The sequence below is a fragment of the Sphingobacterium sp. BS-2 genome, assembly GCF_046161205.1.
Lineage (GTDB): Bacteria > Bacteroidota > Bacteroidia > Sphingobacteriales > Sphingobacteriaceae > Sphingobacterium > Sphingobacterium mizutaii.
In genome coordinates, this window is record NZ_JBIXGO010000017.1 from 298,406 (window position 1) to 323,815 (window position 25,410).

The 25,410-nt window shown below is 39.7% G+C and carries 16 protein-coding genes; 10 read left to right on the forward strand and 6 right to left on the reverse strand.

The window, feature by feature from the left end:
* Window positions 1-8: 8 nt before the first annotated feature.
* From ACK2WI_RS10080 to ACK2WI_RS10115, 8 genes are all read left to right on the forward strand, one after another.
* A complete protein-coding gene (locus ACK2WI_RS10080; RefSeq protein WP_093095241.1) occupies window positions 9-1,424 on the forward strand; it encodes an APC family permease in 1,416 nt (471 codons plus the stop codon).
* Entirely contained in the window at window positions 1,421-3,655 is a 2,235-nt protein-coding gene (locus tag ACK2WI_RS10085; RefSeq protein ID WP_409150636.1) for a prolyl oligopeptidase family serine peptidase, read from the forward strand. The genes ACK2WI_RS10080 and ACK2WI_RS10085 overlap by 4 nt, the downstream gene beginning before the upstream one ends.
* A 39-nt stretch (window positions 3,656-3,694) precedes the next feature.
* Window positions 3,695-4,639 carry an ornithine cyclodeaminase family protein gene (locus ACK2WI_RS10090; protein WP_409150637.1) on the forward strand — a complete coding sequence of 315 codons (945 nt, stop codon included), beginning with the start codon at window positions 3,695-3,697 and terminating at the stop codon, window positions 4,637-4,639.
* A 289-nt stretch (window positions 4,640-4,928) separates the two neighbouring features.
* Window positions 4,929-5,093, forward strand: a complete 165-nt coding sequence (locus ACK2WI_RS10095) for a hypothetical protein (protein ID WP_157739413.1) — start codon at window positions 4,929-4,931, stop codon at window positions 5,091-5,093.
* A 256-nt stretch (window positions 5,094-5,349) separates the two neighbouring features.
* Window positions 5,350-8,298 carry a SusC/RagA family TonB-linked outer membrane protein gene (locus ACK2WI_RS10100; RefSeq protein WP_409150638.1) on the forward strand — a complete coding sequence of 983 codons (2,949 nt, stop codon included), beginning with the start codon at window positions 5,350-5,352 and terminating at the stop codon, window positions 8,296-8,298.
* 49 nt (window positions 8,299-8,347) lie between these two features.
* Window positions 8,348-9,958, forward strand: a complete 1,611-nt coding sequence (locus tag ACK2WI_RS10105; protein ID WP_313367874.1) for a RagB/SusD family nutrient uptake outer membrane protein — start codon at window positions 8,348-8,350, stop codon at window positions 9,956-9,958.
* A 188-nt stretch (window positions 9,959-10,146) separates the two neighbouring features.
* A complete protein-coding gene (locus ACK2WI_RS10110; RefSeq protein WP_312698430.1) occupies window positions 10,147-10,476 on the forward strand; it encodes a zf-TFIIB domain-containing protein in 330 nt (109 codons plus the stop codon).
* 597 nt (window positions 10,477-11,073) lie between these two features.
* Window positions 11,074-11,994 (forward strand): glycoside hydrolase family 43 protein, encoded by a 921-nt coding sequence (locus ACK2WI_RS10115; RefSeq protein WP_409150639.1) that lies wholly within the window; start codon window positions 11,074-11,076, stop codon window positions 11,992-11,994.
* 72 nt (window positions 11,995-12,066) lie between these two features.
* On the opposite strand, the gene ACK2WI_RS10120 is transcribed toward ACK2WI_RS10115, so the two are convergent.
* On the reverse strand, window positions 12,067-12,984 hold the full coding sequence (locus tag ACK2WI_RS10120) for a hypothetical protein (RefSeq protein ID WP_409150640.1): 918 nt from the start codon (window positions 12,982-12,984) through the stop codon (window positions 12,067-12,069).
* Between the two features lie 9 nt (window positions 12,985-12,993).
* Complete coding sequence (locus ACK2WI_RS10125; RefSeq protein WP_409150641.1) at window positions 12,994-13,836, reverse strand: hypothetical protein; 843 nt, start codon at window positions 13,834-13,836, stop codon at window positions 12,994-12,996.
* A 188-nt stretch (window positions 13,837-14,024) separates the two neighbouring features.
* On the opposite strand from ACK2WI_RS10125, the gene ACK2WI_RS10130 reads away from it, so the two are divergent.
* The gene (locus tag ACK2WI_RS10130; protein WP_409150642.1) at window positions 14,025-15,515 is read left to right on the forward strand and encodes a sulfatase; all 1,491 of its coding nucleotides are present in this window, start codon (window positions 14,025-14,027) and stop codon (window positions 15,513-15,515) included.
* A 1,826-nt stretch (window positions 15,516-17,341) separates the two neighbouring features.
* On the opposite strand, the gene ACK2WI_RS10135 is transcribed toward ACK2WI_RS10130, so the two are convergent.
* From ACK2WI_RS10135 to ACK2WI_RS10150, 4 genes are all read right to left on the reverse strand, one after another.
* Window positions 17,342-19,369 (reverse strand): FUSC family membrane protein, encoded by a 2,028-nt coding sequence (locus ACK2WI_RS10135; RefSeq protein ID WP_409150643.1) that lies wholly within the window; start codon window positions 19,367-19,369, stop codon window positions 17,342-17,344.
* 144 nt (window positions 19,370-19,513) lie between these two features.
* Entirely contained in the window at window positions 19,514-22,201 is a 2,688-nt protein-coding gene (locus ACK2WI_RS10140) for a hypothetical protein (RefSeq protein WP_409150645.1), read from the reverse strand.
* A gap of 222 nt (window positions 22,202-22,423) precedes the next feature.
* Window positions 22,424-23,617, reverse strand: a complete 1,194-nt coding sequence (gene fdhA, locus ACK2WI_RS10145; protein WP_409150647.1) for a formaldehyde dehydrogenase, glutathione-independent — start codon at window positions 23,615-23,617, stop codon at window positions 22,424-22,426.
* Between the two features lie 43 nt (window positions 23,618-23,660).
* A complete protein-coding gene (locus tag ACK2WI_RS10150) occupies window positions 23,661-24,062 on the reverse strand; it encodes a heme-binding protein (protein ID WP_093095265.1) in 402 nt (133 codons plus the stop codon).
* Window positions 24,063-24,198: 136 nt separating this feature from the next.
* Here ACK2WI_RS10150 and ACK2WI_RS10155 point away from each other — a divergent pair, with 136 nt between their 5' ends.
* Entirely contained in the window at window positions 24,199-25,098 is a 900-nt protein-coding gene (locus tag ACK2WI_RS10155; protein WP_409150649.1) for a helix-turn-helix domain-containing protein, read from the forward strand.
* Window positions 25,099-25,410: the final 312 nt, after the last annotated feature.

Below are 25,410 nucleotides of genomic sequence, written 5' to 3' on the forward strand. Positions count from 1 at the left end.
CCTAAATTATGGAAGAAAATAAACAAGAATTTAAGAAGTCATTAGGTCTATTGGATGCGACCATGTTGGTGGCTGGCAGTATGATTGGATCCGGTATTTTCATTGTTTCCTCCGACATCGCTAGAAATACGGGTTCAGCGGGATGGTTGATGATCGTCTGGGCGATATCCGGATTTATGACTTTAGCAGCGGCATTGAGCTACGGGGAATTAAGCTCGATGTTTCCGAAAGCCGGCGGTCAATATGTTTATCTTAAAGAAGCTTATGGACCTGTGGTCAGTTTTACCTTTGGATGGACTTTTTTCGCTGTTATCCAAACGGCTACCATTGCCGCTGTAGGCGTGGCATTTGCAAAGTTTACCGCCTATTTGTTCCCAAGTTTGGACGAGGATGTCTATTTGCTGACCATTGGGACCTATCATATATCATCGGCGCAGGTGCTGGCAATTGCCGTTATTTTGCTGCTTACCTTTATCAATACCTTAGGGGTACAGAATGGGAAAGTAGTGCAGACAACATTGACCCTAATCAAGATATTAAGTTTGGTATTGGCAGTGTTGTTTGGATTTGCAGCCTTTGACCTTGAAGTCTGGAATCACAATTGGAACAGCGCCGATACTTGGAACCTCAGCCGTTTGGCTGTGGATGGTGGCAAAAGCGACTATACCTTTTTAGCTGGTTTAGGGGCTATTTCAGCTGGTTTGGTGGGTGCATTGTTCAGCAGTGACTCCTGGCATTCCTCATCTGCTGTGGCTGGCGAGATCAAAAATCCGCAGCGTAATATCGGCTTAAGCTTAGCATTAGGGACTATCATCGTAACGGTAATCTACCTGCTGACCAATTTAATGTATACAGGAGTCCTCCAAATGGAGGAAATGGCTAGCGCCCCTAAAGATAGGGTAGCGATGGTTGCCGCTCAAGAAATATTTGGACCAATCGGGATCACTGTCCTTGCCATTATGATTATGGTGAGTACATTCGGTTGCAATAATGGACTGATCATGGCAGGTGCTAGAATCTATTATTCCATGGCAAAAGATGGCCTGTTCTTCAAAAAAACCAAAGAGCTAAACAAACATGCAGTACCGAGTTACGCGCTATGGCTTCAGGGAATTATAGCTTGTGTTTGGTGTCTAACTGGGAAGTATGGCGACCTTTTGGATATGATAACCTGTGTCGTCGTGATTTTCTACGTGCTCTGCATTATTGGGATATTTATTTTAAGAAAAAACAGACCGGATTTACCAAGGCCCTATAAAGCCTTGGGATATCCTATTATTCCGGCAATTTATATCCTGCTGGGAATATCCTTTATATTGTTACTTGTCTTTTACAAACCACAGTTTACTTGGCCGGGAATAATTATTACATTATTGGGCATACCGATTTATTTTATTGTTAAGTCTAAAAAATCGTCACTATGAAATTGAGAATTACTGCTTTTTTGCTGTTTATTCTTCAAGTTTCCAGCTATGCACAAGGAACCTTGGATGATTATAAACGAGCAAAGGAGGTTCGAAACAATTTTGGAAAGATCTATAATATCCCTCAGCAAATCACTTGGGCTGAAGATGGCGGGTCTTTCGTCTACAAACTGAAACAGAAGGACAACAAGAGCATCCTGGTTTTAGTTGATGCGCAAGCAAAGAGCAAAAAGATCATTGATCTTGAAGCCATGTCTGAACAGATGTCTAAGCTCCTTTCTGAAACAGTACCCTTAAATAACAGTTGGTTTGTTGGTTTAAAACCGATCAACAACAATGAAATCGAGTTTACGGAGAAGAAGAAGGTTTGGCGCTGGAATGTATCGGAGAATAAACTTTCTATCCAGAAGGAATTGAATGATAATGAAAGAGGATCTGGATATTGGGGACAAAAATGGGATGATAGCAAAGGGGAGCCTATTGAGTCGCCGGACAAGGTTTATCTGGCTTATATCAAAAACAACAATATCTATGTCAGAAAGAAAGCTGATCTGAAAAGTGAAAAGCAAATGACCTTTGATGGTAGTCCTGGCTTGTATTATTCCGCTAGACTTGATTGGTCTGCTGATTCCAAAAAACTGAGCAGCAGCAAAGTCAGAAAGGCTGAGGTTCGTCAATTAACCTTGTTAGAATCATCGCCAACCGATCAATTGCAACCAAAACTGCAGTACAGAGATTATGCAAAGCCTGGAGATGCACTTTCACAATATTATCCAGTCATCGTAAATGTAGAATCTGGCCAAGTTGTGGAGGTTGATCCTAAGCAAGTTGAAAACCAGTTTTCGGTTTATAATATTCGCTGGAGACCAGATAATAACGCCATCACTTTTGAATACAACCAGCGCGGTCACCAACGCTATGATATCTTGGAGTTGGACGCTGTAACTGGCCAAACAAAGCCCATAATTTCTGAAACAAGCAAAACTTTTATTGATTATAGCGGCAAGAAATACAGAAAGGATCTCGAAAAGAGCAATGAAATCGTTTGGACTTCCGAACGCGATGGCTGGAACCATCTATATTTAATTGATGCCAAAACTGGCAAAGTGAAGAACCAGATTACTAAAGGGGATTGGGTCGTTCGGAAAGTGATCAATGTCAATGAAGCTGACCGCAAAATCATATTTGAGGGCAGTGGTAGAAATAAAAATGAGGATCCTTATCTAGTACGATATTATACGATTGGTTTGGATGGTAATGGATTAAAAGAGTTGAGTCCTGAGGTCGCCAACCATCAAGGATATTTTAACAAAGATTTCTCTAAGTTTATCGATGTCTATTCCTTGGTTGATCAAGCTCCAAAAGCAGTATTGCGAGATGCAAAAACAGGAAAGGTCGAACTGGATCTAGAATCCGCTGACCTATCCGACTTGACTGCTAGCGGCTGGAAAGCACCTGAAGTGTTTTCAACAGCAGGTAGAGATGGTAAGACCGATATCTGGGGTATTATTATCAGGCCGAATAATTTTGATCCCAATAAAAAACACCCTATTATAGAATACATCTACGCAGGTCCACATAGCTCCTTTGTTCCGAAATCTTTCACTTCAGGCTTATCTGGCATGTATGAACTGGCAGAATTAGGCTTTATTGTCGTGCAGATCGATGGAATGGGAACTTCTAACCGCTCCAAAGCATTTCATGACGTAGCTTGGAAGAATTTGAAAGACGCTGGTTTTCCAGATCGGATTGCTTGGATGAAAGCTGCTGCCCAGAAATATCCATACATGGATATCGATAAGGTGGGTATCTATGGAACCTCAGCGGGAGGGCAGTCCTCAACTGGCGCTGTATTGTTCCATCCTGAATTTTATAAGGTTGCGGTTTCCTCTTGCGGCTGTCATGATAATCGAATGGACAAGATTTGGTGGAATGAACAATGGATGGGCTGGCCTATTGGACCACAATATGCCGAATGTTCGAATATAGAAAATGCCTATCGCCTTGAAGGAAAGTTGATGTTGATTGTCGGAGAACTCGATGATAACGTAGATCCTGCTTCCACCTATCAGTTAGTCAACCAGTTGATCAAAAATGGCAAGGAACATGAATTGATCATGGTACCGGGAATGGGGCATTCTTCGGGTGGTGATTATGGCGATAAGAAAAGGAGAGACTTCTTCGTGAAGAATCTACTCGGAGTGGAACCTCCTGCTTGGAACTTATATTGATAATATTTAATCTCAAATAATTTATAAAAACAGAAAGAAATGATGAGAACGATTGACAATGAAACAATAGATCAAGTATTGAATTATGATAAGATGTTGGAGGCATTATATAAGATCTTTATTTCCAAATTTACTATGCCGGTTCGACATCATCATTTTTATAATACCCCTGATTCTGCAGAAAATGCATTGATCCTGATGCCTGCATGGACTGACAAATATTTAGGCTGCAAGCAAGTGATTGTGGCACCGAAAAACGCTGAGCAACATTTGCCAGCCATTCATGCCTTATATACCTTGTTCAATGCTGAAACAGGCGTGCCATTGGCGCAGATGGATGCTACTAAGCTAACTTCTGTGAGGACGGCCTGTGCCTCAGCTTTGGCAGCAAAGTATCTAGCCAGAGAAAATGCAGAGAATCTACTGGTAATCGGAAGTGGGAGTGTAGCCTATCATTTAGCGCAAGCTCATTCGTCGGTCAGGAACTATAAGCATATAGAAGTTTGGGCAAGAAATAGCGATAAAGCTCAGGCATTGCTGGATAGTTTGAAGCAACAAGGTTTTACCAATGTATCTTTAGCAAATGATCTACAGGCAGCCATCCAAAAAGCCGACGTAATTTCCAGTGCAACGCTTTCTAAGGAACCTATCATCAAAGGTGAATGGTTAAAACCTGGTGTCCACTTGGATTTAATTGGTTCCCATACGCCAAAAACCAGAGAAGCTGATGATGAAGTGATCCGAAGAAGTACCATCTATGTAGATTCTAGAGAAGGAGCTCTTCATGAAACCGGTGAACTTGCCATCCCAATTGCTTCGGGCTTATTGGATCCTAAAGACGTCCAAGCCGATCTTGTAGAACTGTGCAAAGCAAATAAATTGGCAAGGAAGAACGAGAAGGAAATTACCTTGTTTAAATCTGCTGGATTAGCAATCGAAGATTTAGCTGCTGCATTAATGGTTTATGAAGCTGTTGCTGAATAAAAAAATACACATAAAAGTTAAAATAAATTAAGCTGAAAAGGTCGCTATATTATTAGCGACCTTTTTGTTTCTACATCATACCAGATCCCAATTCCAATAAGTTAGAGTTTTTTATGTTGAGGTTTTCTCCTTAATCAATTCATTTTTCTAGGTCGAGGTCACAATCTTGTAGGGGTTAGCTCAACAAACATCAATCCTTCCGTAGGAAGTTCTTTAGCCCGCGGCACATTTCCAGTGGCGGAAAAATGGATAGAATGCCGATGCCCTGTGCGATGGGATTGGCCTTGGAATGCTTTCAAAAGGTCATCCCATCAAAAGGGATGATCTATTGAAAGATATTCCCGACAACAAGGCATTCTTTTCATGTGCGAAGAGCAGTGCGAAAAGCCACCTTAAATGGGCCGAAGGTTTTTGGTTACTTTTGGGCTCCAAAAGTAACGTTGAATCTAATTGAGTTGCTTAACTTAATAATATTGCCCAGATCTCTCCATTTTTTCCTTTCAAACGAAAACTTTCATTTTTATATTATAAGCTTATTCTCTAATTGATTGATTGGCAGAATGATGTGAAAAATCTATTCCTATTATTCTAATATTCAGAATTATTGGTATTACGGTTAAAAATTGATAAATACTAGGTAAAATATGCCTCATGTGGAAGACCTTTCCTTACTATCTTCGGATTAATTGTCTAAAATACATTTAACCATTATGAAGAAACCAAATATTATGCTCGTCATCCTATTTTCTTGTATTCAGGTTTTATTTGCCCAAAATAAAATCCAATTAAACGGGGAAGTAGTAAATACGACAGGAGAGAAATTATCGGGAGTGACAATTTCTCTAAGCAACTCTAACCAAAAATATATGACCGATGAAAATGGCTCATTTTCATTCGAATATGTTCCAGGAACTAATTTGACTATTAATTCCTTAGGGTTTGCAACCCAGCAAATCACCTTGACGAATCAAACTTCTTTGAAGGTCGTGTTGATTGAATCTGAAGAAAATCTTGAACAGATTGTAGTTGTAGGATATGGTACGCAAAGAAAAGGGGAAACGACGGGTTCGGTGGCTAGTGTCAAATCCGAAAGCTTTAACCAAGGAGCCGTAAAGGATGCCGGTCAATTAATCCAAGGGAAAGTAGCTGGCTTGCGAATCACGACGCCGAGCGGTGATCCAAATGGTTCTACGCAAATCAATTTAAGAGGGCTGAACTCCATTCAAGGGGCAGTAAATCCACTTGTTATTATTGATGGAGTACCCGGCGACTTTAATTCGGTTGCTCCAGAAGATATCGAATCGGTCGATGTCATGAAAGATGGATCTGCAGCCGCGATTTACGGTACGCGTGCTACGGGAGGGGTTATTTTTATCACTACCAAACAGAACCGTTCTACAGATGGAAGGACAACGATAGAGTATAACAATTACGCATCGCTTCAGACCTTATTTAGGGTGCCTGAATTGATGAATGCAGATGATTATAGAAGGTTGATCGCTGAAGGTCAAAATTATACCGATTTAGGCCATAGCACCAATTGGGTAGATGAAGTGACACAAAATCCATTCTCACATAATCATAATCTTTCCTTGTTCGGTGGCAACGCCAGAACGAACTTCACTGGAACAGTCAATTTCCGTGATTGGAATGGAGTCTTATTAAAAAGTGGTCAACAGCGATTAAATGCCAGAGCCGATTTAAACCATGAAATGTTTGATGGAAAACTGAGAAGCAGAATCCAGATTATCAGCAATAGCATCAAGGCATTGCAAGGGGGAAGTTCTAATTATATGTGGAGGCAAGCCTTGATCAGAAATCCTACGGATAGGATTTATAATGATGAAGGAAAATGGCAAGAAAACAATGCTTATATGTATGATAATCCCTTGGGGATGATTAATGAAACTGTGAATGATAGGATCTTTAGAGAAACCAGAATGAACGGTTCCTTAGACTATAGACCCATCGAGTCCTTGAGTTTCAAGGCCATGTTTTCGAGGGTGCAGGATAATGATCTAACAGGTACATCGACCTCTTTCAATCATGTCAATACAACCAAAAACAACCTAAATGGGACAGCTAGCCGATTTACCCAAGCGGGGGTCGAAAATCTTATGGAACTGACCGGAAACTTCAATAAATCTTTTGGAGACCATAATTTCGCAGTTCTAGGTGGATATAGCTGGCAACGCAATACTTTCGAAAACTTCAGTGCCTACAACTTCAATTTCCCAACCGACCAATACAGCTATAACTCATTGGAATCTGGAATGGCATTAAAAGAAGGTCTGGCAACCATGGATAGTTATAAACAAGAATCTACTTTAGTGGGCTTTTTCGGAAGATTGACCTATAACTATAAAGAGAAATACATGGCCATGTTGAGTTTGAGAAGAGAAGGGTCCAGTACCTTCGGAGAGAATAACAAATGGGGTAATTTCCCAGCGGTTTCCGTAGGTTGGGATATGGCAAAAGAGGATTTCTTAATGGATCAAACCGCTATTAACCAGCTTAAACTGAGAGCAGGTTATGGGGTAACAGGTACCATTGCTGGTTCTCCATACAACTCGCAAATCAGCTATAATTATACCTTCGATCAAGGGGCTTATATCAATGGCAAATGGGTACCAGGATTCGTTCCTGCTCGAAACTTCAATCCAGACCTAAGATGGGAAAGAAAGAATGAATTTAATGTCGGAGTCGATTATAGTTTGGCGAACAACCGAATCTACGGTTCCTTGGATTATTACAACAGAAGGGTAAAAGACCTATTGTACTGGTTCGAAGTTCCTGTACCTCCGTATTTGACATCCACCATGTTTATCAATGCCGGCGAAATGAGCAATAGCGGTTTCGAAGCCTTGGTTAATGCAGATGTGTTGAACAAAGCAGGCGGAGTGCAATGGAAAACGGGAGTTGTTTTCTCTACCAATAAAAATAAATTGATCAACCTATCCAACGATAGATTTGGTGTAACGCAAGAGTTTTTTGATGCCGGTTATACTGGTGAGCCTATCCAAACCTTTACTCATCGTGTGGAGGTTGGCCGTAGCATTGGTGATTTCTATGTATGGAAAACTGTTGGTTTGGATGAAGATGGAAAATGGTTGGTGGAATCTCAAAATGGAGAGATTATTCCAATCCAGGATGCCAGTGTAGAGGATAGGCAATATTATGGAAACGGGATTCCTGACTTCAATTTAGGATGGAACAACAATTTCCAATACAAAAATATTGATCTAACCATCAACTGGAGAGGCGCCTTCGGACACCAAATCCTTAATATGCCAAGGATGTATTATGAAAATCCAGTCAACAAAGCATACAATGTCCTGAAAACAGCATACGACCCAATCGATGGCAAATTATTGAACAATGATTTAGTATATGTTTCGCATTACATCGAAGATGCAGATTATTTCAAACTTGATAATCTAACCTTGGGCTATACCTTCAACCCTCAGTTGATCAAGGGAATCAGTAACCTACGGATTTATGTTTCTGGCTTGAACTTAGTCACTTTTACCAAATACAAGGGGTTAGATCCTGAGGCAACAAGTTATGAAGGAGAATTTCAGTTTGCACCAGGAATTGAGCATAGGGACCGATATCCAACTACGCGGACCTATACCATCGGATTGAATGTTAAATTCTAAGATTACCATGAATCACATTCATAGTTTGTATCAATTAAACTAAATCAAAATGAAGAATTTAAAATTAAAAAACATATTGCTACTCAGTGGTTTATTCGGTTCGATCATGACATTCAATGCCTGTACCGATTTAAATGAGGAAGTATATTCAGAAGTTTTAGGTAGCACCGTGGACCCAAAAGAAAGGGATCTTCCCTTTATTGTGGCACCTACCTATAGTTCATTCAGATCATTGATGTTTGGTTGGCAGGGCTATTTTGACCTGCAAGAGGAAAGTGCCGACCATATCATCACGCCAGTCCGTCCAAACGGCTGGGATGATGGCGGAACCTATAGAAGAATGCACCAGCACATGTGGACCACCGAACAATGGCAACCATATAATACCTGGAATCAAGCCTACGCAACCATTACCAAGGTCAATATGGTTATCATGCAGATTGAAGATGGCCTATTGGCCTTGCCTGAAGAGACCGGAAAAGATGCTATTGCAGAATTGCGTGCCACTCGTGCGCTTGCTTATTACCTTTTGCTGGACAACCATGGCAATGTTCCTATTGTGACCGACTACCGAGATGATAGCCTGCCCCAACAAAAGACCAGAAAGGAATTGTATGATTTCGTGATCAAGGAATTGGAAGAGGTCATCCCTATGCTTTCTGAAGAGGTCAGCTCAATGTATGGCCGGATCAATATTTGGGCTGCAAAAACCTTGTTGGCCAAGGTCTATCTGAATGCAGAGGTTTACACTGGAGTAGCGCAATGGGATAAAGTCATCAAGGAAACCAATGATATTATCGCGAGCAATGAATATAGGCTGGACGATGATTACAAGAATGTATTCTCCCATACTAACCAAAACTCACCTGAAATAATCTTTTCTGTGCCTTATGATGAAGTCTATGGGTTCGGGAATCAAATCCACATGAAAACCTTAGATCCATTGAGTAGGCTAGTTTATGGCATGGCTGCAGGGCCATGGGGCGGTAACTGTGCCGTGCCACAGTTTATCGATTCTTATGACAAGGATGATACTCGCTTGTATGACACTTGGATCCAAGGACCTCAATTGAATGCCAGCACCGGAGCTGAAGTAATCAACTATGTGAAACAAGTACCTGGAATTGGAGGAGATGGAACAGTAGCGGCTTCAAATGCAGGGTTTAGAATCGGGAAATATGCGATTAAACAGGGTGCTACCAATAATTTGGATAATGATTATCCGATGTTTCGCTATGCCGATGTCTTGATGATGAAGGCAGAAGCTTTGCTTAGGACCAATAAAGCCAACGAAGCCGCAGTTTTAGTGAGCCAAGTTCGAGCCAGATCCTTTAAGGATAATCCTGCTAAAGCCCAGGTTACCGGTGCCCAATTGTTATTGGGCAGTAATTACAATTATGGCTGGCAAGAAAAGAACAATACGGTTTCTGGAGCAAATGGGGGAGCAGATGTAAAGTATGGAAGATTTCTAGATGAGCTGGGCTGGGAATTCGCTGCTGAGGCAAGAAGGAGACAAGATATTATCCGCTTCGGGGTGTTTCAGTCTAAATCATGGTTTAACCATAAACCACATACGAATGCACAGTCAAGAACCCTTTTCCCAATTCCAAATGCAGAGATTACCAAGAACCCAAATCTTAAGCAAAATCCTGGTTATTAGTTAAAGTTAAATATAGGTTCAGCCCATCTCATTCCCTTGAGATGGGTTTTTTATTTATTCTAGTCATCCGTTTATCTAATTCCTTTCCACTAATGAAAATCCTGTTAAAAAATGTCAAAAAACAGGTCTTTTGACCCCAAAACCCATCATTATTTTCTATTTTATGAGAACATCGAAAAATAAAAGCTATGAAATGTCCAAATTGTAATGAAATATTATTGATGACAGAACGCCATCAAGTCGAGATAGATTATTGTCCTAATTGTCGGGGTGTGTGGTTGGATAAAGGTGAATTGGATAAGCTAATGGATTATGCCTCCAACCAAACCCAAGCTAGGGATCCAAGAGAAACTCAAGACTATGATCGTCAAAATTCCTATCAACATGTCCAGCGCGAAGAATACCGTGACGATCGTTATGACAGAGACCATCGAGACCATCGGGATTATCGTGGCCAAAACCAGAAATATCCGCGGAAGAAGAAATCCTTCTTATCTGATTTTTTTGACTTCGATTAAGGGTTTATTGGAAAAAAAAGATCTTTAAGGCAGTCGTTTTGAGTAGACATTACGACTGCCTTATTATATAAATAATACCCTGTTAGCCCAATATTTAGGCTAAATCTCTGCTCAGTTCCTTCGCTGTATCAATTCCCCCTTGATACAAAAAAGGATACTCTAGCGTATGCAAGAACCTGTGTTTCAATTCGTCATTTTCAATTATCAGCGTATTTTGGCTCTTCGAGCATTTAACTAATAATCTTTCCTCATCACGCATTATAGAGAAGGAATAAAACTCATTGCTTTCAGTTCTTACAGCATGATACAAGGTCCAAACCTGGTTAATGTTAGATAGTTTAACATTTTGGTTTAGCCAAACGTTAAAGTCTGTGGTTTCCATGATGTTAGTGTGATAGGGCGAATGTAGATATTAAATTGAATTTTACATTACGGTTTCCCGTAAATACATATCAATTTTACATTTATTACCGATTATGGATACCGGTTTTTCTTTCTATTGTTGATTTTCGATTAAATTATGATTATATGGCCTGTTAGATTGTATTAGATTTTATTTTGTAACTTAAACTTGCAAAAACACCTATACCTACCAATATGAAAAGAATTTACCTCCTAGTTTTTATTCTTCTTATGGCTATTGGTTCCCAAGCCCAAGAAAAATTAGTGCCTTTGGGAGACCCATTCATTATGCTTCACCAAGGAACCTATTATGCCTACGGCACCAATGCTGCGAATGGCATTCAAGTCTATACCTCAAATGATCTAAAGGAATGGACCCAAGAGTCTAGTCTTGCCCTCAAATCAGAGGATTCCTGGGGCGGTAAATGGTTTTGGGCACCAGAGGTATATTACATCAAGGAAAAGAAGAAATTCTTCATGTATTACTCTGCTAATGAGCATATCTGTGTCGCAAGTTCCGATTCCCCTTTGGGACCCTTTGTCCAAGAAAAAAAGGCTCCCATGCTGCCCAATGAAAAAGCAATTGACAATTCCCTTTTTATCGATTCCGATGGAAAACCCTATTTATATTTCGATCGCTTCAATGATGGCCTGAACATTTGGGTGGCTAAGCTCCAAGATGACCTGATTACCATTGATACCAATAGCATGAAACCCTGTATCCATGTTTCCCAAGACTGGGAGACCGTTTGGCCAAGGGTAAATGAAGGCTCATTTGTAATTCAACATAAAGGACTATATTACATGACTTATTCTGCCAATAGTTATGAAAGTCAACATTACGGAATCGGTTTTGCAACTTCCAAATCTGTCGAAGGACCGTGGACAAAGTATGATAAAAATCCCATCTTCCAGATGCCTGAAGACTTAGTAGGGGTAGGGCATAGTGCGATGTTTCGGGATAAAGAAGGGAAATTACGGATTGTGTTCCATGCCCATCATTCCAAAGAAAAGATTCATCCACGAGCGATGTACATCGCAACAGTTGATTTTAGTAAGGATAAGTTACCGGTGATGCAGATAACAGGAAAAGTCCTGCGCCCCAAGCTGAAATAGAGGGGCCTAGCAAAAAGAATAATAACAATCTTTAGCTAGGCTGCTATTAACCTCTCAGACTCAATAAACTCTTTATTCTTGATAAATATAAACTGTAACCGGATATTCACTATAAAGCTTATTATCAAAATTATAATCTTTCAGCGCCAAAAAATCTATTAATTCTTGGCTTGCCTTGGATTCTCCTTTTAGTATGATTGGATCCAAAAATTCATCGTATAAGAAAATGTAGGAAAGAACAATTTTATGTTCAGACAAATCAGGTTTTTCTTTGCTAGCCTTGACCTCTTGATTCTGGGGGTCAATGGAAAAATATGCGATTCTGTTAACCTCAAAATCAAAGGCTTTTGTTTTTAAGAAATCTTCTTTAAATAATGTATCGGTTTCAAAATATTCAGTTACAAGATAACCCGATTCTATAGAGGGATGCCATTTTCTTAATTTTTTAAGGTCTATCAAATCGGCAAGATTATTCTTGTTCATAAAAATCATTTCTCCCGATGATTTTATCTTGAACTGGATTTTTTGCCCCCAGTCGTACTGGTCTAATTTGCTGCTATCCATGTTTTCCTCCATCATAGCAAAAATTATTTTTTTAAATTCATTAATTCCACCTGGATAACTGGCTAGAGCGTTATATTCTCCAAACACATATAATTGTTCAGTGCCATATTTGACATAAACCTTATTTCTTATTGAATCCTTGTAAAAATGATAGGAGTATAAATAGTTTTTTTCAAGGTCAGATTTTATAGAATCAATACCTGTAATAATCCCCAGCTGATAGCTGTGAATATTTGGAGAAACGGAGGCTTCATATGATTTATTGGAATCCGTTAGAATTACAATAGAAGCCGTACTGTCAGGTTTTATGCCTTTTGATATCAATTTTTCAAACTTTGCTTGTAATCTTTCAGCTGCTTGCTGATCCTGCGAAAAAACCTGGCTCATGCCAAGCATAAAGACAATCATTAAAATTTGTATCCTCATAAAGCAATATTATTTGTAATAAACATAAACGCGACCAGGAAAGTGGGAGAAAATACTGGAAAGTTCCATCCCATTAGATTTTATGAAATCTATTAGTTCGGTAGCATTTTTTGTAGTTCCTTTAATTAAGTGAGGTTCAAATAATCCCTTTGCATTTACAAAGGAAACAATGGTTTGAAAATTTTCTTCTGCTATCAAATCATCACTTATTATTATGGGATAACCTTTAAAGGAAGGGTATAAAAGATCATAACTATAAAGCCGAATTCTATATTGATTCTCAAAAAGAAACTTCTCTTTATTTATCGGCTCAGTTGTATAATATTGCGGTACAGGACGCCCGTATTGAATAGCTGGTTGCCATTTCTTTACTTTAGTGCTATCAACTAGGCTAATGAGATTATTGTCCTCTATAAATTTCAACTTGCCATTTTTGTCAACCATGAAAGAAATAGCTTTGTTCCAATCGTAATAATCTATTCGATCTTTATTCATATTGGCCGAAAACTCCGTATGCAAAACTTTTAGAAAGGCATTGATTCCACCAGGATAAGAGGCTGGAATACCATAAACTCCACCGAAACCTGCCTCCTCGATCTCAGAATTTGAAAATGTTGTATCACTGATAGAATCCCTAAAGAAATAAAATTCATATAATTTGTTTTTGGCTAATGAATCTTTTTTGGATTGCATAATCAATTTTACCTGTTGGCTGTCTACTTTATTTCTATCATTATTTTGGTAGAATTGAACTTCATTTAAACTGTCCAGCCTAAAAATTAGCTTAAGTTTCCTATCTTTTTCAAGAACTTGATGGACAATTGGATTCAATTCATGCTCCAGATTTTCCATAAAAGATCGGCTTTGCGAAAAGCATACACAGGTCAGGAAATTTAAGATAATAAAGGTTATTGCTTTCATATATAAATGATGCATAACCAAGGTCAATTGCATATTATTTTGGGCAAAATCTTTTAATAATCCTTATCTTCTCCTTAATCTAACTTGAATAACAAATAAATAATCGATCTACCGAAAACATGTTTAGTAAAAAGACACTGACCATTCTATTTTTATTAATTGCTTTTGGCTCAGCACATGCACAGAAAAAACCTAATATTATCATCTTTATGGTTGATGATATGGGTTGGCAGGATACATCATATCCCTTTGCCGATCAGGCAACAGATTTTAACAAGAAGTACCATACGCCAAATATGGAAAGGCTAGCCCAAGAAGGAGTGTCATTCACTGATGCTTACAGTACGCCAGTCTGCACACCAACTCGTGTTAGCCTGATTACCGGTATGAATGCCAGTCGACATCATGTGACCAATTGGACGGCTCCTTTTAAGGACAATCCTACAGGAAACCAAGATGAACAAATGGAAGAGCCTGAATGGAACCATAATGGAATGAGCCCCATTCCAAATATTGCCCACACGATCTATGCGGATGCATTGCCGCAGATCTTAAAAGACAACGGTTATTTCACTATCCAAGCAGGAAAGGCACATTGGGGTTCAGCTGGAACCCCTGGTTCTAACCCATATTCCTTAGGTTTTACGGTCAATATCGCAGGAACTTCTACCGGTAGACCTGCAAGTTATTGGGGGGAAGAAAATTTTGGTCGCACCGGCAAGGATTACCATGGAATCGAGAACTTGCAAGAGTATTTTGGTGAAGATATCAACCTGACCGAAGCCTTAACCCGTGAGGCCCTGAAGAGTTTGGATTATCCAATCCAACATAAAACGCCCTTTTTTCTCAACCTCTGCCATTATGCCCTGCATGACCCCTTAATGGAAGACCGACGTTATTTTCAGAAATACTTAGATCAAGGCTTATCTCAGAACGAAGCCAAATACGCTTCCATGATTGAGAGCATGGACAAAAGCCTTGGCGATGTCATGGACTTCTTAGAACAACATAAAATCAATGACAATACCTATATTATCTTTATTTCAGATAATGGCGGATTGAGTAACGTACCTCCTCGCGATGGAATTGCACATACCCATAATAAGCCATTACGCTCGGGCAAGGGATCTATTTACGAAGGCGGAATACGAGTTCCTTTAATCATAAAGGGCATAAATAAAGATGTAAAAAATAAGCGTTCTGGAGTTCCTGTAATAGTAGAGGATATCTTTCCAACCGTTTTAGATATGGCTCAGCTCAAGAAAGTACAGACCGTACAGCAAGTTGATGGTGTCAGTAATTTAGCCCTTCTTAAAAATCCACAAACAAGCAGAGCTGATCGTGCCCTGATCTTTCATATTCCCAATAAATGGACAAAATCAGACGGCGATGGTTTCAATTATCGCTCCGCAATCCGAAAAGGGAAATATAAGCTGGTTTGGTCCTTAAGGAATGATAGTTATGAATTGTATGACCTTGAGCAGGACTTAGGCGAACAGCATAATATTATCCAGCAAGTCGGAATGGCTAAGATCGCTGAAGAATTAAAGGCTGAGCTAAAGGCTACCCTAGAAAAAAATAAGGCTCCTATGCCTAAAAAGAAGGGGTGATGAAGGCGCAAAAACGGAGTTCAATAAATCGAACTCCGTTTTTGTATAACATAAAATAATTCTGCCCTTTTAGGGCAGTAGGACGTAAAAAAGCTATCTTTTCCATCGTCATCCTGACGCAGGAAGGATCTCGGAACTATACAAATTGTTATGTATTGGCGAACAGCCTTCAACCACGTTAACCACGTTGGGGTCAGCCTGAGAAGAAAAAATTTGGACTAAATTTATAGGAAGGTGATGACAGCATGTTGGTCATGAAAATAAATTAGCTCTTTTATTTTTTAAATATAGAACCCCTTTTAAGGTTCCATTATTTTAGCTGGCATGGTACGTTAGCCTGGAAGTCGCGCAAAAACGATGTTCGATTAATCGAACATCGTTTTTGCATTACCCCTTTATTGTTTACCATCCATGCTAAAATAATTCATCCCCGCTGGGGATGTATGGCGGATAACAAATATTCTTCTGGAGAGGAAATATAGGTCTAAATACCTAGAAACACAGATTTAACAAACGTGTCATCGGTAGGAACGAAACATCTCGGAACTATTCAAAGCATTATTGTATTGGCGTACAGCCTTCAACCACGTTAACCACGTGGGGGTCATCCTGACGCAGGAAGGATCTCGGAACTATTCAAAGCATTATTGTATTGGCGTACAGCCTTCAACCACGTTAACCACGTTGGGGTCATCCTGACGCAGGAAGGATCTCGGAACTATACAAACTGTTATGTATTGGCGTACAACCATTCAACCACGTTAACCACGTTGGGGTCATCCTGACGCAGGAAGGATCTCGGAACTATACAAACTGTTATGTATTGGCGTACAGCCTTTCAACCACGTTAACCACGTTGGGGTCATCCTGACGCAGGAAGGATCTCGGATCTATACAAACTGTTATGTATTGGCGTACAGCCTTTCAACCACGTTAACCACGTTGGGGTCAGCCTGACGCATGAAGGATCTCGGAACCATACAAACTGTTATGTATTGGCGTACAGCCTTTCAACCACGTTAACCACCGTGGGGTCATCCTGACTCAGGAAGGATCTCGGAACTATACAAACTGTTATGTATTGGCGTACAGGTCATCCATCTTCGATGGATAATGACAAGCAGGTTGTGGGACATTTATGTACAGATTCTTCACTCATCGTTCAGAATTGGAGGCCTCCTGAGAGGGATTCAGAGCACAGCGAAGAATCTATTGTTTTTATTTTTTAGGAAGATTTTGTCATTTCGAAATCGCAAGATGAGAAAACCATTTCAATTGAAGGTCCGAGCGTTCCGAGACCCTTCGGCAGAGCCTTAGGGTGACACGAAAAGGGTATAGAAAAATATTTAACCCCCTCTGGGGGTTATCCGATAAACAATCCAATTTTTCGACAAAGATTCCACCCCCGCTGGGCAATGTCATTAAGTTAAGAAAAAACAAGGCGGAATTATCCCAAGGAACAAGAATGCCAATTTGTACACTTTGATTCTGAACAATTCGTGAAGAATCTGTACGGTTCTTCTCCCTAAGATCTTGTCATCCTTAACCGAAGGTTAAGGAACTGTAAACCAGTGTAAACCATGATGTTTTTTATTTTGAAGTTTCGCATGATGAGATAATCGGATGAAGGTCAGTACTACACAAAAAAGCTTAACTTAATGACATTGCCCGCCAGGGGTTTTCAATATGTGCTGATAATTAATCATTAAAGAAAACCATTTCAAATGAAGATTGGATAGTTCAGAGACCCTTCGGGAAACCCATCAGGGTGACACTGCGAATAAAAAGCTTTTTGTTTACTTTTGGGCTCCAAAAGTAACAACCTCCTACTTACTAGCCTCCAGCTGAATTGTTTTACCGTTTTTCTCCTTCTTGCCTTTTGCCAGTTTCTTGGAAAGATCCTCAGCCTCTGAAATAATGTTATTGATATAATGCACTTTTTCTTCCATGACCTCGGGTTCCAAAGTGAAACCTAATTTTGTCATATTTACGGACAAACCAACCAATAGGGCATTGATGCGGTAAGCCAGGGTTTGGAAATGTGCTATATCCGCTTTAAGGTATTTTCCTTTTAGGGGTTCTTTGGCAAATTGATCAAGGGAATCGTAGGATTGCGCTAAGGAAGCCTGGGTAGACTTCCTAAGGAGCCTCAAATCATAATAACTCAAATTGCCGGTTTGGTAGCTCTCTTCAATTTTATGCAGATAAGATTTGAAATGTTGGAGCATGGCATTGGTACTTTGTTCGACGCTTCGATAATGGTTGATAGGAATTGCAAGACAACCTAGAACTGCGAAAATCGATCCCAATAAGGTGAAAGCAAAACGACTGCCTAATAGGTCTTGTATATTGCCTTCATGGATATGCTGACCTAACAAAATGGTAATGGTGATAAAAATCACACAGACCAAATAATTAGGTTTATTGAAGAGCAGGAATAGATATAGGCAAAACGCAGCTATGGCAATCAGTACCCAAGCATTTTTAATATAAACCAACAATAATAAACTGATTGCAATGCCGATAACCGAACCTACAATACGTTCGTAATTTCTTTTTTGGGTATTGGTATAACTAGGTCTTGCAACCAAGATAATGGTTAGCAGGATCCAGGAAGCATAGCGATATTCGGGAAGGAAATAGCCTATCAGTCCTCCAGCCATTAAAAGCGCCGACATCCTAACCGCATAAGAGAATATAGGCGACTTAAAGCTTAAGTTCTGCAAGATCGTTTTGATATTGCTTTTAGGAGCCACGAAATCAGCGTAATTCTTGCTTTCCACCAAGGTAATGTCTTGATAGATCTCTTTGGCTTGAATCTTTTGCAAGATATCGGCAACATGCCTTAACTGGGTGCTAATGGAACAAATCAAGGCCCACTTTTCTGGAGAAGCATCAGCCTCCTCAGTTTCCAATTGCAAAAGAAGTTCCTCCAATTTATATCTTTTGGTGAATTTGTTTAGCCTGATTTTTTTATTGGAAATGGTCAACCTTTTGGTTTCCTTAGATAATAGGGATAAGGATTGACGGATCAATTTCAGCGTGTTTCCACCTTTTAAGGTTTCTCGGATATGTTCATAGTCATTGTCGATGGCCATCAACAATTCATAGAGATCGACTAATTGATAAAGTTTGGCGAGCCATATTTTGCTCTCTTGGTCAGCTTCCGAATGCAGTTTTTTATCGCGAAGGAGAATGGAGCGGATAGCCTCCAATTGATCGCTTAATTTTGTGTGTAAAGCACTCAATTCCTTGTAAGCTTTAGGAAGTGAAGCCAGTTCATCATAGCAAGCTATTTTTAAGCGGATCAGCTGGGCCATGGTCTTCAAACCGCCATCTACAGCATAACGCAAGGAACGATGGGGATGTAGGTAGACCTGGATGATACAGACCACAAAAAAGAACATTGCTCCTGCGGTAACGGAAAGACTAAAACTGATAGGGTCAGCAGGTCTCAAACCAATGGTGAAACTGGCAACGATTAGCCCCAAGTTTCCGACCACATTTATCCTGAAACCTAATAAGGCGATGATCGTATAGATAAAGCCGAAGAGACCCAATAGCGGGACGATAATCCAGGACTGATGGGAAAGGGCAGTGGAAATGCTAAGTGCAGTAATAAAGAAGATGGGTAGACAATAGGCCGCAGTACTTAATTTGTCGGTTTTGTTTCCAGGTACATCGGTCAATGCCGCTAGGAGGGCACCGACGGCAAAAGCGACCGCAATGGCACCATCAATAAAGAAAAAGATGAAAAAACTGGGAACTAAAACGACCAGGATGTTTCGAAGTGCATCTAGACTTGATTCCGTCTTTAAAAATGATAATAACCTCGAAAATAAAGCTGCAACCAATATTTTATAATTGAATTAATTTATTACAGCGCAAAAATAATAATTTCAATCGGTTTTTGAAATATGATATGGAGTCAAATTTTTTTGACAAAATATTATTTTAGTATTTCGAGGTTTTATTTAGTTTAATTTTGTTCTATTTTTTTATTTATCTCCCGTTTTTAAAAATTTATAGACCATTCCAAGTAGAAAATACTGCCTCAAGGTCGTAGTCGAATTGAAATAGGTGCTATTGGAAGAAGATCCAAAATAATTGGATACGTTTTGGTTTAAAATATCGAATGCGGACAATTTCAACTCGCCTTTGCCCAATATGGGATAATAGACAGATGCATTGACGATATGTAGGTTTTGTCGTTGGTTATTGATGCCGACCACTTGGTTCTTAATGTTATAAGAGCTCTCCAATCTGAATTTTTTGATATTATTCAATAATAAAGTAGCGCCATATCGCTTTGTATTGTTGTTCATGTTCCTGAAGTTTTCAGAGTCGAACTTAAACTTCGTGTTATTGGTATTGAATTCAAACATGGGCGTAAGGGTGAACACATTTTTATAGGTCAGGGTCAATGTATTATTGAAATTACTGAAAAAAGCAGATCCGATGTTTTCCTCTCCATTGACCTTACTGTAGGTATCCTGAAGTACTCCGTAGCCATATCCGTTATAATTCAAATTCCAGACTTTGTTTTGGATTATAGTTTTTGAAAAGGATAAATAGTAGTTTTTTACCTCAGTAGGTCCGGCCTGATAATATTGCCCCGTGCTAAAGCTACTCTGTACATCGTAGGTCCTGGAATGGGCAATGCTATTGGAGTTCTTGGTCCATCCAGCAGATACATTGAGATTGATTTTAGATTTTGAAAAGAATTTATTGTAAGAAATCCTATAATTTTCTTTCAGGTTGTTTTCGAAAAATGGACTTGCAATTCGAAGATAATTGGGTGACAAATCTGATTTTACCGTTACAATGGAATAATAGCCTGGAGCTTCTAGGTCTTTATGATAATTGAAGTTTAATCCCTTATAAGATATGTTCATGTCCGGGAGCCAATGGGATTCCTCTATTTTTCTGTTTTCCAATTTTTGGTAATAGTCAAAATGATTGGAAAATGAACCCCATTTGAGACCAAGGGAAATGGGTAGGTTTTTTATGAATTGAACATTCCATTTCGTTCCAATAATAAAATTTTTATTCAGCAAACCCTTGTCATTGGCGACATCATTTCGGTTCTGAAGGATATCGGAATTTATGCTGTTTAGAATATCTTCTGTGGAGGTCTGTTCATTTAGGTTCTGATGTCCAAAAACATCAAAATTCACCTTCTTACCCAATGGGATCTGTAAATTGAGTTGATGGCTAAGATTGAATGTGCTAGTATTTGTTCTTTGTCGGTTAATCTGATGAAAAGCACTGTCATCCAATAGGAAAAATTGAGTATTAGAGGTATTATCATCTGTAGAGGATCCATTTTGGTTCGAAATCCCCTGATTTAGGGAAAGCAACCATTTGTTCTTAAATTTCTTCTCAGCATACAGGTTATGACCATAATTTAAGCCCTTATTGGAATCATCATTCTGAAATTCGCCTTGAGTAACCTTTTGCAAATTTCCTCGCCATCTTTCACCATATCCGCTAGCCGTGGATTTCCCTCGATTGCCTGAAAGGGAAGGGGAGAAGGTCACTTGGGAGGTCGTGTCGAGACGATACCTCATGAAGCCTCTTAACTCGTGCGTATACCTCGAGTTATTGGACGTATTGTTGTTACTGTTCTGTTCTGCGATCTCATTATAAAAGGAATTGGATTCGCTTCGGGAATCATAATAAAAATCGTGTTGGCCATAGTTGTACATCAGATTGACCTTCAGTTTTTTCTCGATATCATAGTTGATGTTTACACCTGCAGATATTTGGTTCATTAAGCCACTTGTCCCATAGTTGGTAAAGCTTTGATTTTCGGATCTATTCATCCCTCCATGTTCATTGAGTTCAGAATAGTCAAATCCTTGTCGGTTAATATTATTGGCGAAACCAATAAAACTGACCTGTAGGGTATCCCTAAAGGTATTGATCAAAGCCCCAGCTTCATATCGGTCTCGCGTGGCCGCCCCTCCATAAAGCTTGCCGAAATTGGCTTTTAAAAACTCTTTCTTCATCTTTAGGTTTAGGACAATCGGTAATTGGCTATCGTCTAAAATCTCCCTTTTGGATTCACCTTTGTCCTTGATGACCTGGACCACATCAATTAAAGAAGCATCTAAATTTCGGGTTGCTATTTTCAGATCCTGTGCAAAAAAATCTTTGTTGTTCACCCGGACACTTTGTACCTGCCGACCTTGATAGTAGATTGTTCCATCCGAGTTAACCTGTAAGCCTGGTAATAAACTGATCAATTCCTCCACATTAGCATTAGGTCTAGTCTTGAAATAGCTGGCTTTATATTCTAAGGTATCTCCATTCAATCGGATCGGTGGCACAGCCGTAATCTCAATAGCTTCGATGGCATTCCCTTTCATGATTATGCTGTCCATTTTTAGCTTTTCATTGGGCTTTAAGTTGATTTTCTTTTGAAAAGCCGAACTATTGACATGGGAAATATAGAAGGTCAATTCTTTATTGGTTGGAATTCTGACCAATTCAAACTCGCCCTTTTCATTGGTCAAGGCATAGGTAACAACCAAAGAGTCTTGTTCGGAAACGAGGGATACGGTTGCTTTTTCGAGTGGGTTAAGTTCGGAATCAAAGACTTTTCCTTTAATACCAGCATTATTTTGAGCGTGCGCAAAACTGAAGGTCAATACAAGAAAAGTGATGAGGTAGATTTTCTGCATATGGGTTAATAATGGTTAGTTATCCTAAATTAGTTTATTTTTTTTGACTAATAATTCCCATAGATAGGATTTAACATTATTTAGCGATTTGGAACAAATAATTTAGCTTAAAAACGAAAGCCCCAACTTTTGTTGAGGCTTTACTTTCATTTGATAGATAGATGTGAACTTAATTTTTTCTAATAAATATCAAATGGGTTTTATTAATATACTGTGTGAAAGTTAAGCTGGGATCATGCCATGCGGATCGATCACATATTTCCGTGCTGCTCCTTTGTCGAAATCTGCATAACCTTGCGGCGCATCATTCAAGCTGATTACCTGAACGTTTACGGCATCGGCAATTTTGATTTTATCATACAAAATAGCGTTCATCAACTGCCGATGGTACTTCATGACCGGACACTGTCCCGTATGGAAGCAATGTGATTTTGCCCAGCCCAAACCAAACCTGATCTTCAGGTTTCCTTGTTTTGCAGCTCCATCTACCGCTCCGGGATCTTCCGTTACGTATAGTCCCGGAATACCAATAGCGCCACCAGCACGGGTGATTTCCATCGCTTGATTCAATACCACCGCTGGTTGTTCCTCCGAACTGCCCCCATGTGAATGGGCCCTTGCTTCAAATCCTACACAGTCCACAAAGCAGTCCACCTCGGGAACACCAACGATGGCAGCAATCTGTTCGGAAAGTTCCTCACCTGTATTTAAGTTGACCGTCTCACAGCCAAAACTCTTGGCCTGGGCCAGTCGTTCTTCATTTAAGTCACCTACGATTACCACTGCTGCGCCCAAAAGATGGCAGCTTGCTGCACAGGCCAATCCTACCGGACCCGCACCCGCTACATACACTACCGATCCCGGACCTACACCCGCCGATACAGCACCATGAAAGCCCGTAGGGAAGATGTCTGACAACATCGTCAGGTCGCGGATATATTCAATGGCCTGTTCATTGTCTGGAAATTTCAAGAGGTTGAAATCTGCATAAGGCACCATGACATATTCAGCTTGGCCACCAACCCAACCGCCCATGTCTACATAACCATAGGCAGCTCCGGGTCGAGACGGATTAACATTCAGACAGATTCCCGTCTTTCCTTCTTTACAGTTTCTGCACCTTCCACAGGCAATGTTGAATGGAACGGATACGATATCACCTACATTGATGAATTCTACGTCCCTTCCTTTTTCGACTACCTGTCCCGTGATTTCATGGCCTAAGACCAAACCTGCCGAAGCCGTTGTCCGACCTCGAACCATGTGTTGATCTGATCCACAAATATTAGTTGAAACGATCTTTAGGATAACTCCATGCTCACATTTGCGATCTCCTAAAGCCAGTTTTGGGTAATCTATTTCTTGTACCTGAACCTCACCGGGGCCCATATATACAACACCGTGATTTTGACACATAATAAATAGCTTTAATCAAACATTGAGATTTAATAATTCTGGACTATACTGCCGATGCACCTGCTGCAGCAACGGCATGGTCATCTTCCACCGTACTGCCACTCACGCCAACTGCACCGATGATCTTGCCACTACCGTCTTTGATCACTACTCCACCTGGGAAGGTAATCAAGCCATTATTGGAATGCTCAATGTTGTATAGAGAACCTCCGGGTTGAGATAATTTTCCAATTTCTCCAGTGTCCATATTGAAGTATCGAGCAGTTCTCGCTTTCTTCTGTGATATATCAATAGATCCTAACCAGGCATCGTCCATCTTGTTGAAAGCAACTAAATTTGTCCCTGCATCCACAACGGCAATATTCATTTTTACTCCTAATTCCTCAGACTTTTTAAGGGCTGCATCTACAACTTTTCTTGCTTGTTCTAATGTGATGTTACTCATAGCTTATGTTTTTTTAAGTTTATAAACATAAAGTTATTCCATAATGCCTTGGAATGGTGTAAGTATAGTTTCATTAAGTATTACGATAGTTCCAAAAAATAAATTTAACTTTAGGCTATAAAAACCTCAAATCCGAATGAACAATACCATTGATTTATTGTCTTTACAGACGCCTGAACACTTGCGAAGTGGACAGGAACATCAGACGCGATTTGATTGTGGCGAGTTTGAAGTCAATATTTTTGAGACTTTTCAGTCTTCCACTAAAGTGAAGATTACTTATGAGGGGCTTTCAATTTCCAGTATGATCCGTGGTTATAAAACAGTCTATACTAAAAAAGGGGAAAGCTTTAAATTCCTTCCGGGAACTTCCTTGATCCTTCCAGAGGGTGAGACCATCTATGCCGACTTTCCCGAAGCGGACTTGAAGAACCCGGTACAATGTGCTACCATTCTTATATCTAAGGATTCATTGGAGAATCAATTCAAGTTTCTGAATGAAAACTACCCTGAAAAGGAACAATGGAATCTGGATTTCTCCAATTTCCACTTTAATAATAATCCTGGCTTGGTTCGCGCATTCAATGAGCTGCTACAGGTGGCCACGCAAACCGATCCGAACATTCCCTTGAGCGACCTATTACTGAAATCTTTGCTCATCAGGATCAAAGAGTCGCAAAAGGAACATGGTAAAGAACAAAATAGCCTGGCTGCGAAGAGCCAATTGCACGTCATCAAAAACTATATCCGCGAAAACCTTGGACAAACCCTAAATACAGAACTCCTAATGAAGATCGGTAACTGTAGCAAGAGTACTTTGCATCGTATGTTTGAAGCGTACTGTGGAAAGACTCCTGGAGCCTATATCTTACAGGAAAGGATGCTCAATGCTAGAAACCTGCTATTACAGGCAGATTCCAATGTTTCTGAGGTAGCCTATAAAACCGGTTTCAGTTCATTGAGTTACTTTGTAAAACAGTTTAAAGCCTTCCATAACTGTACCCCTGGAGATTACATCAAGAAATTTGGGAAGTAACCCTTCTTTTTAAAAAATTTCACCTTTTAATTCCTGCTTCTTTTTGACCTTATTCGAGACTCATTCGGAATTTTCGCAAGCTGTCCCGAATATGGGTAAAACAAGGGTCGAAGCATTTTCGGATTTCTGAAACCATTTCATTTTAAATTGTTTATTGAAAAAATGAAAGATTTATTGAAAAAGAATATGGAATTATCCTGCCGAAAGCATCCTATTTAAAAGGAAAACAGTACAAGGAATTGTTTCCATCTCGAAATATATATGATTTTTAGCTATGTAAGTGGTTTGAAAATTGTATTTTTAGTAGAGTAT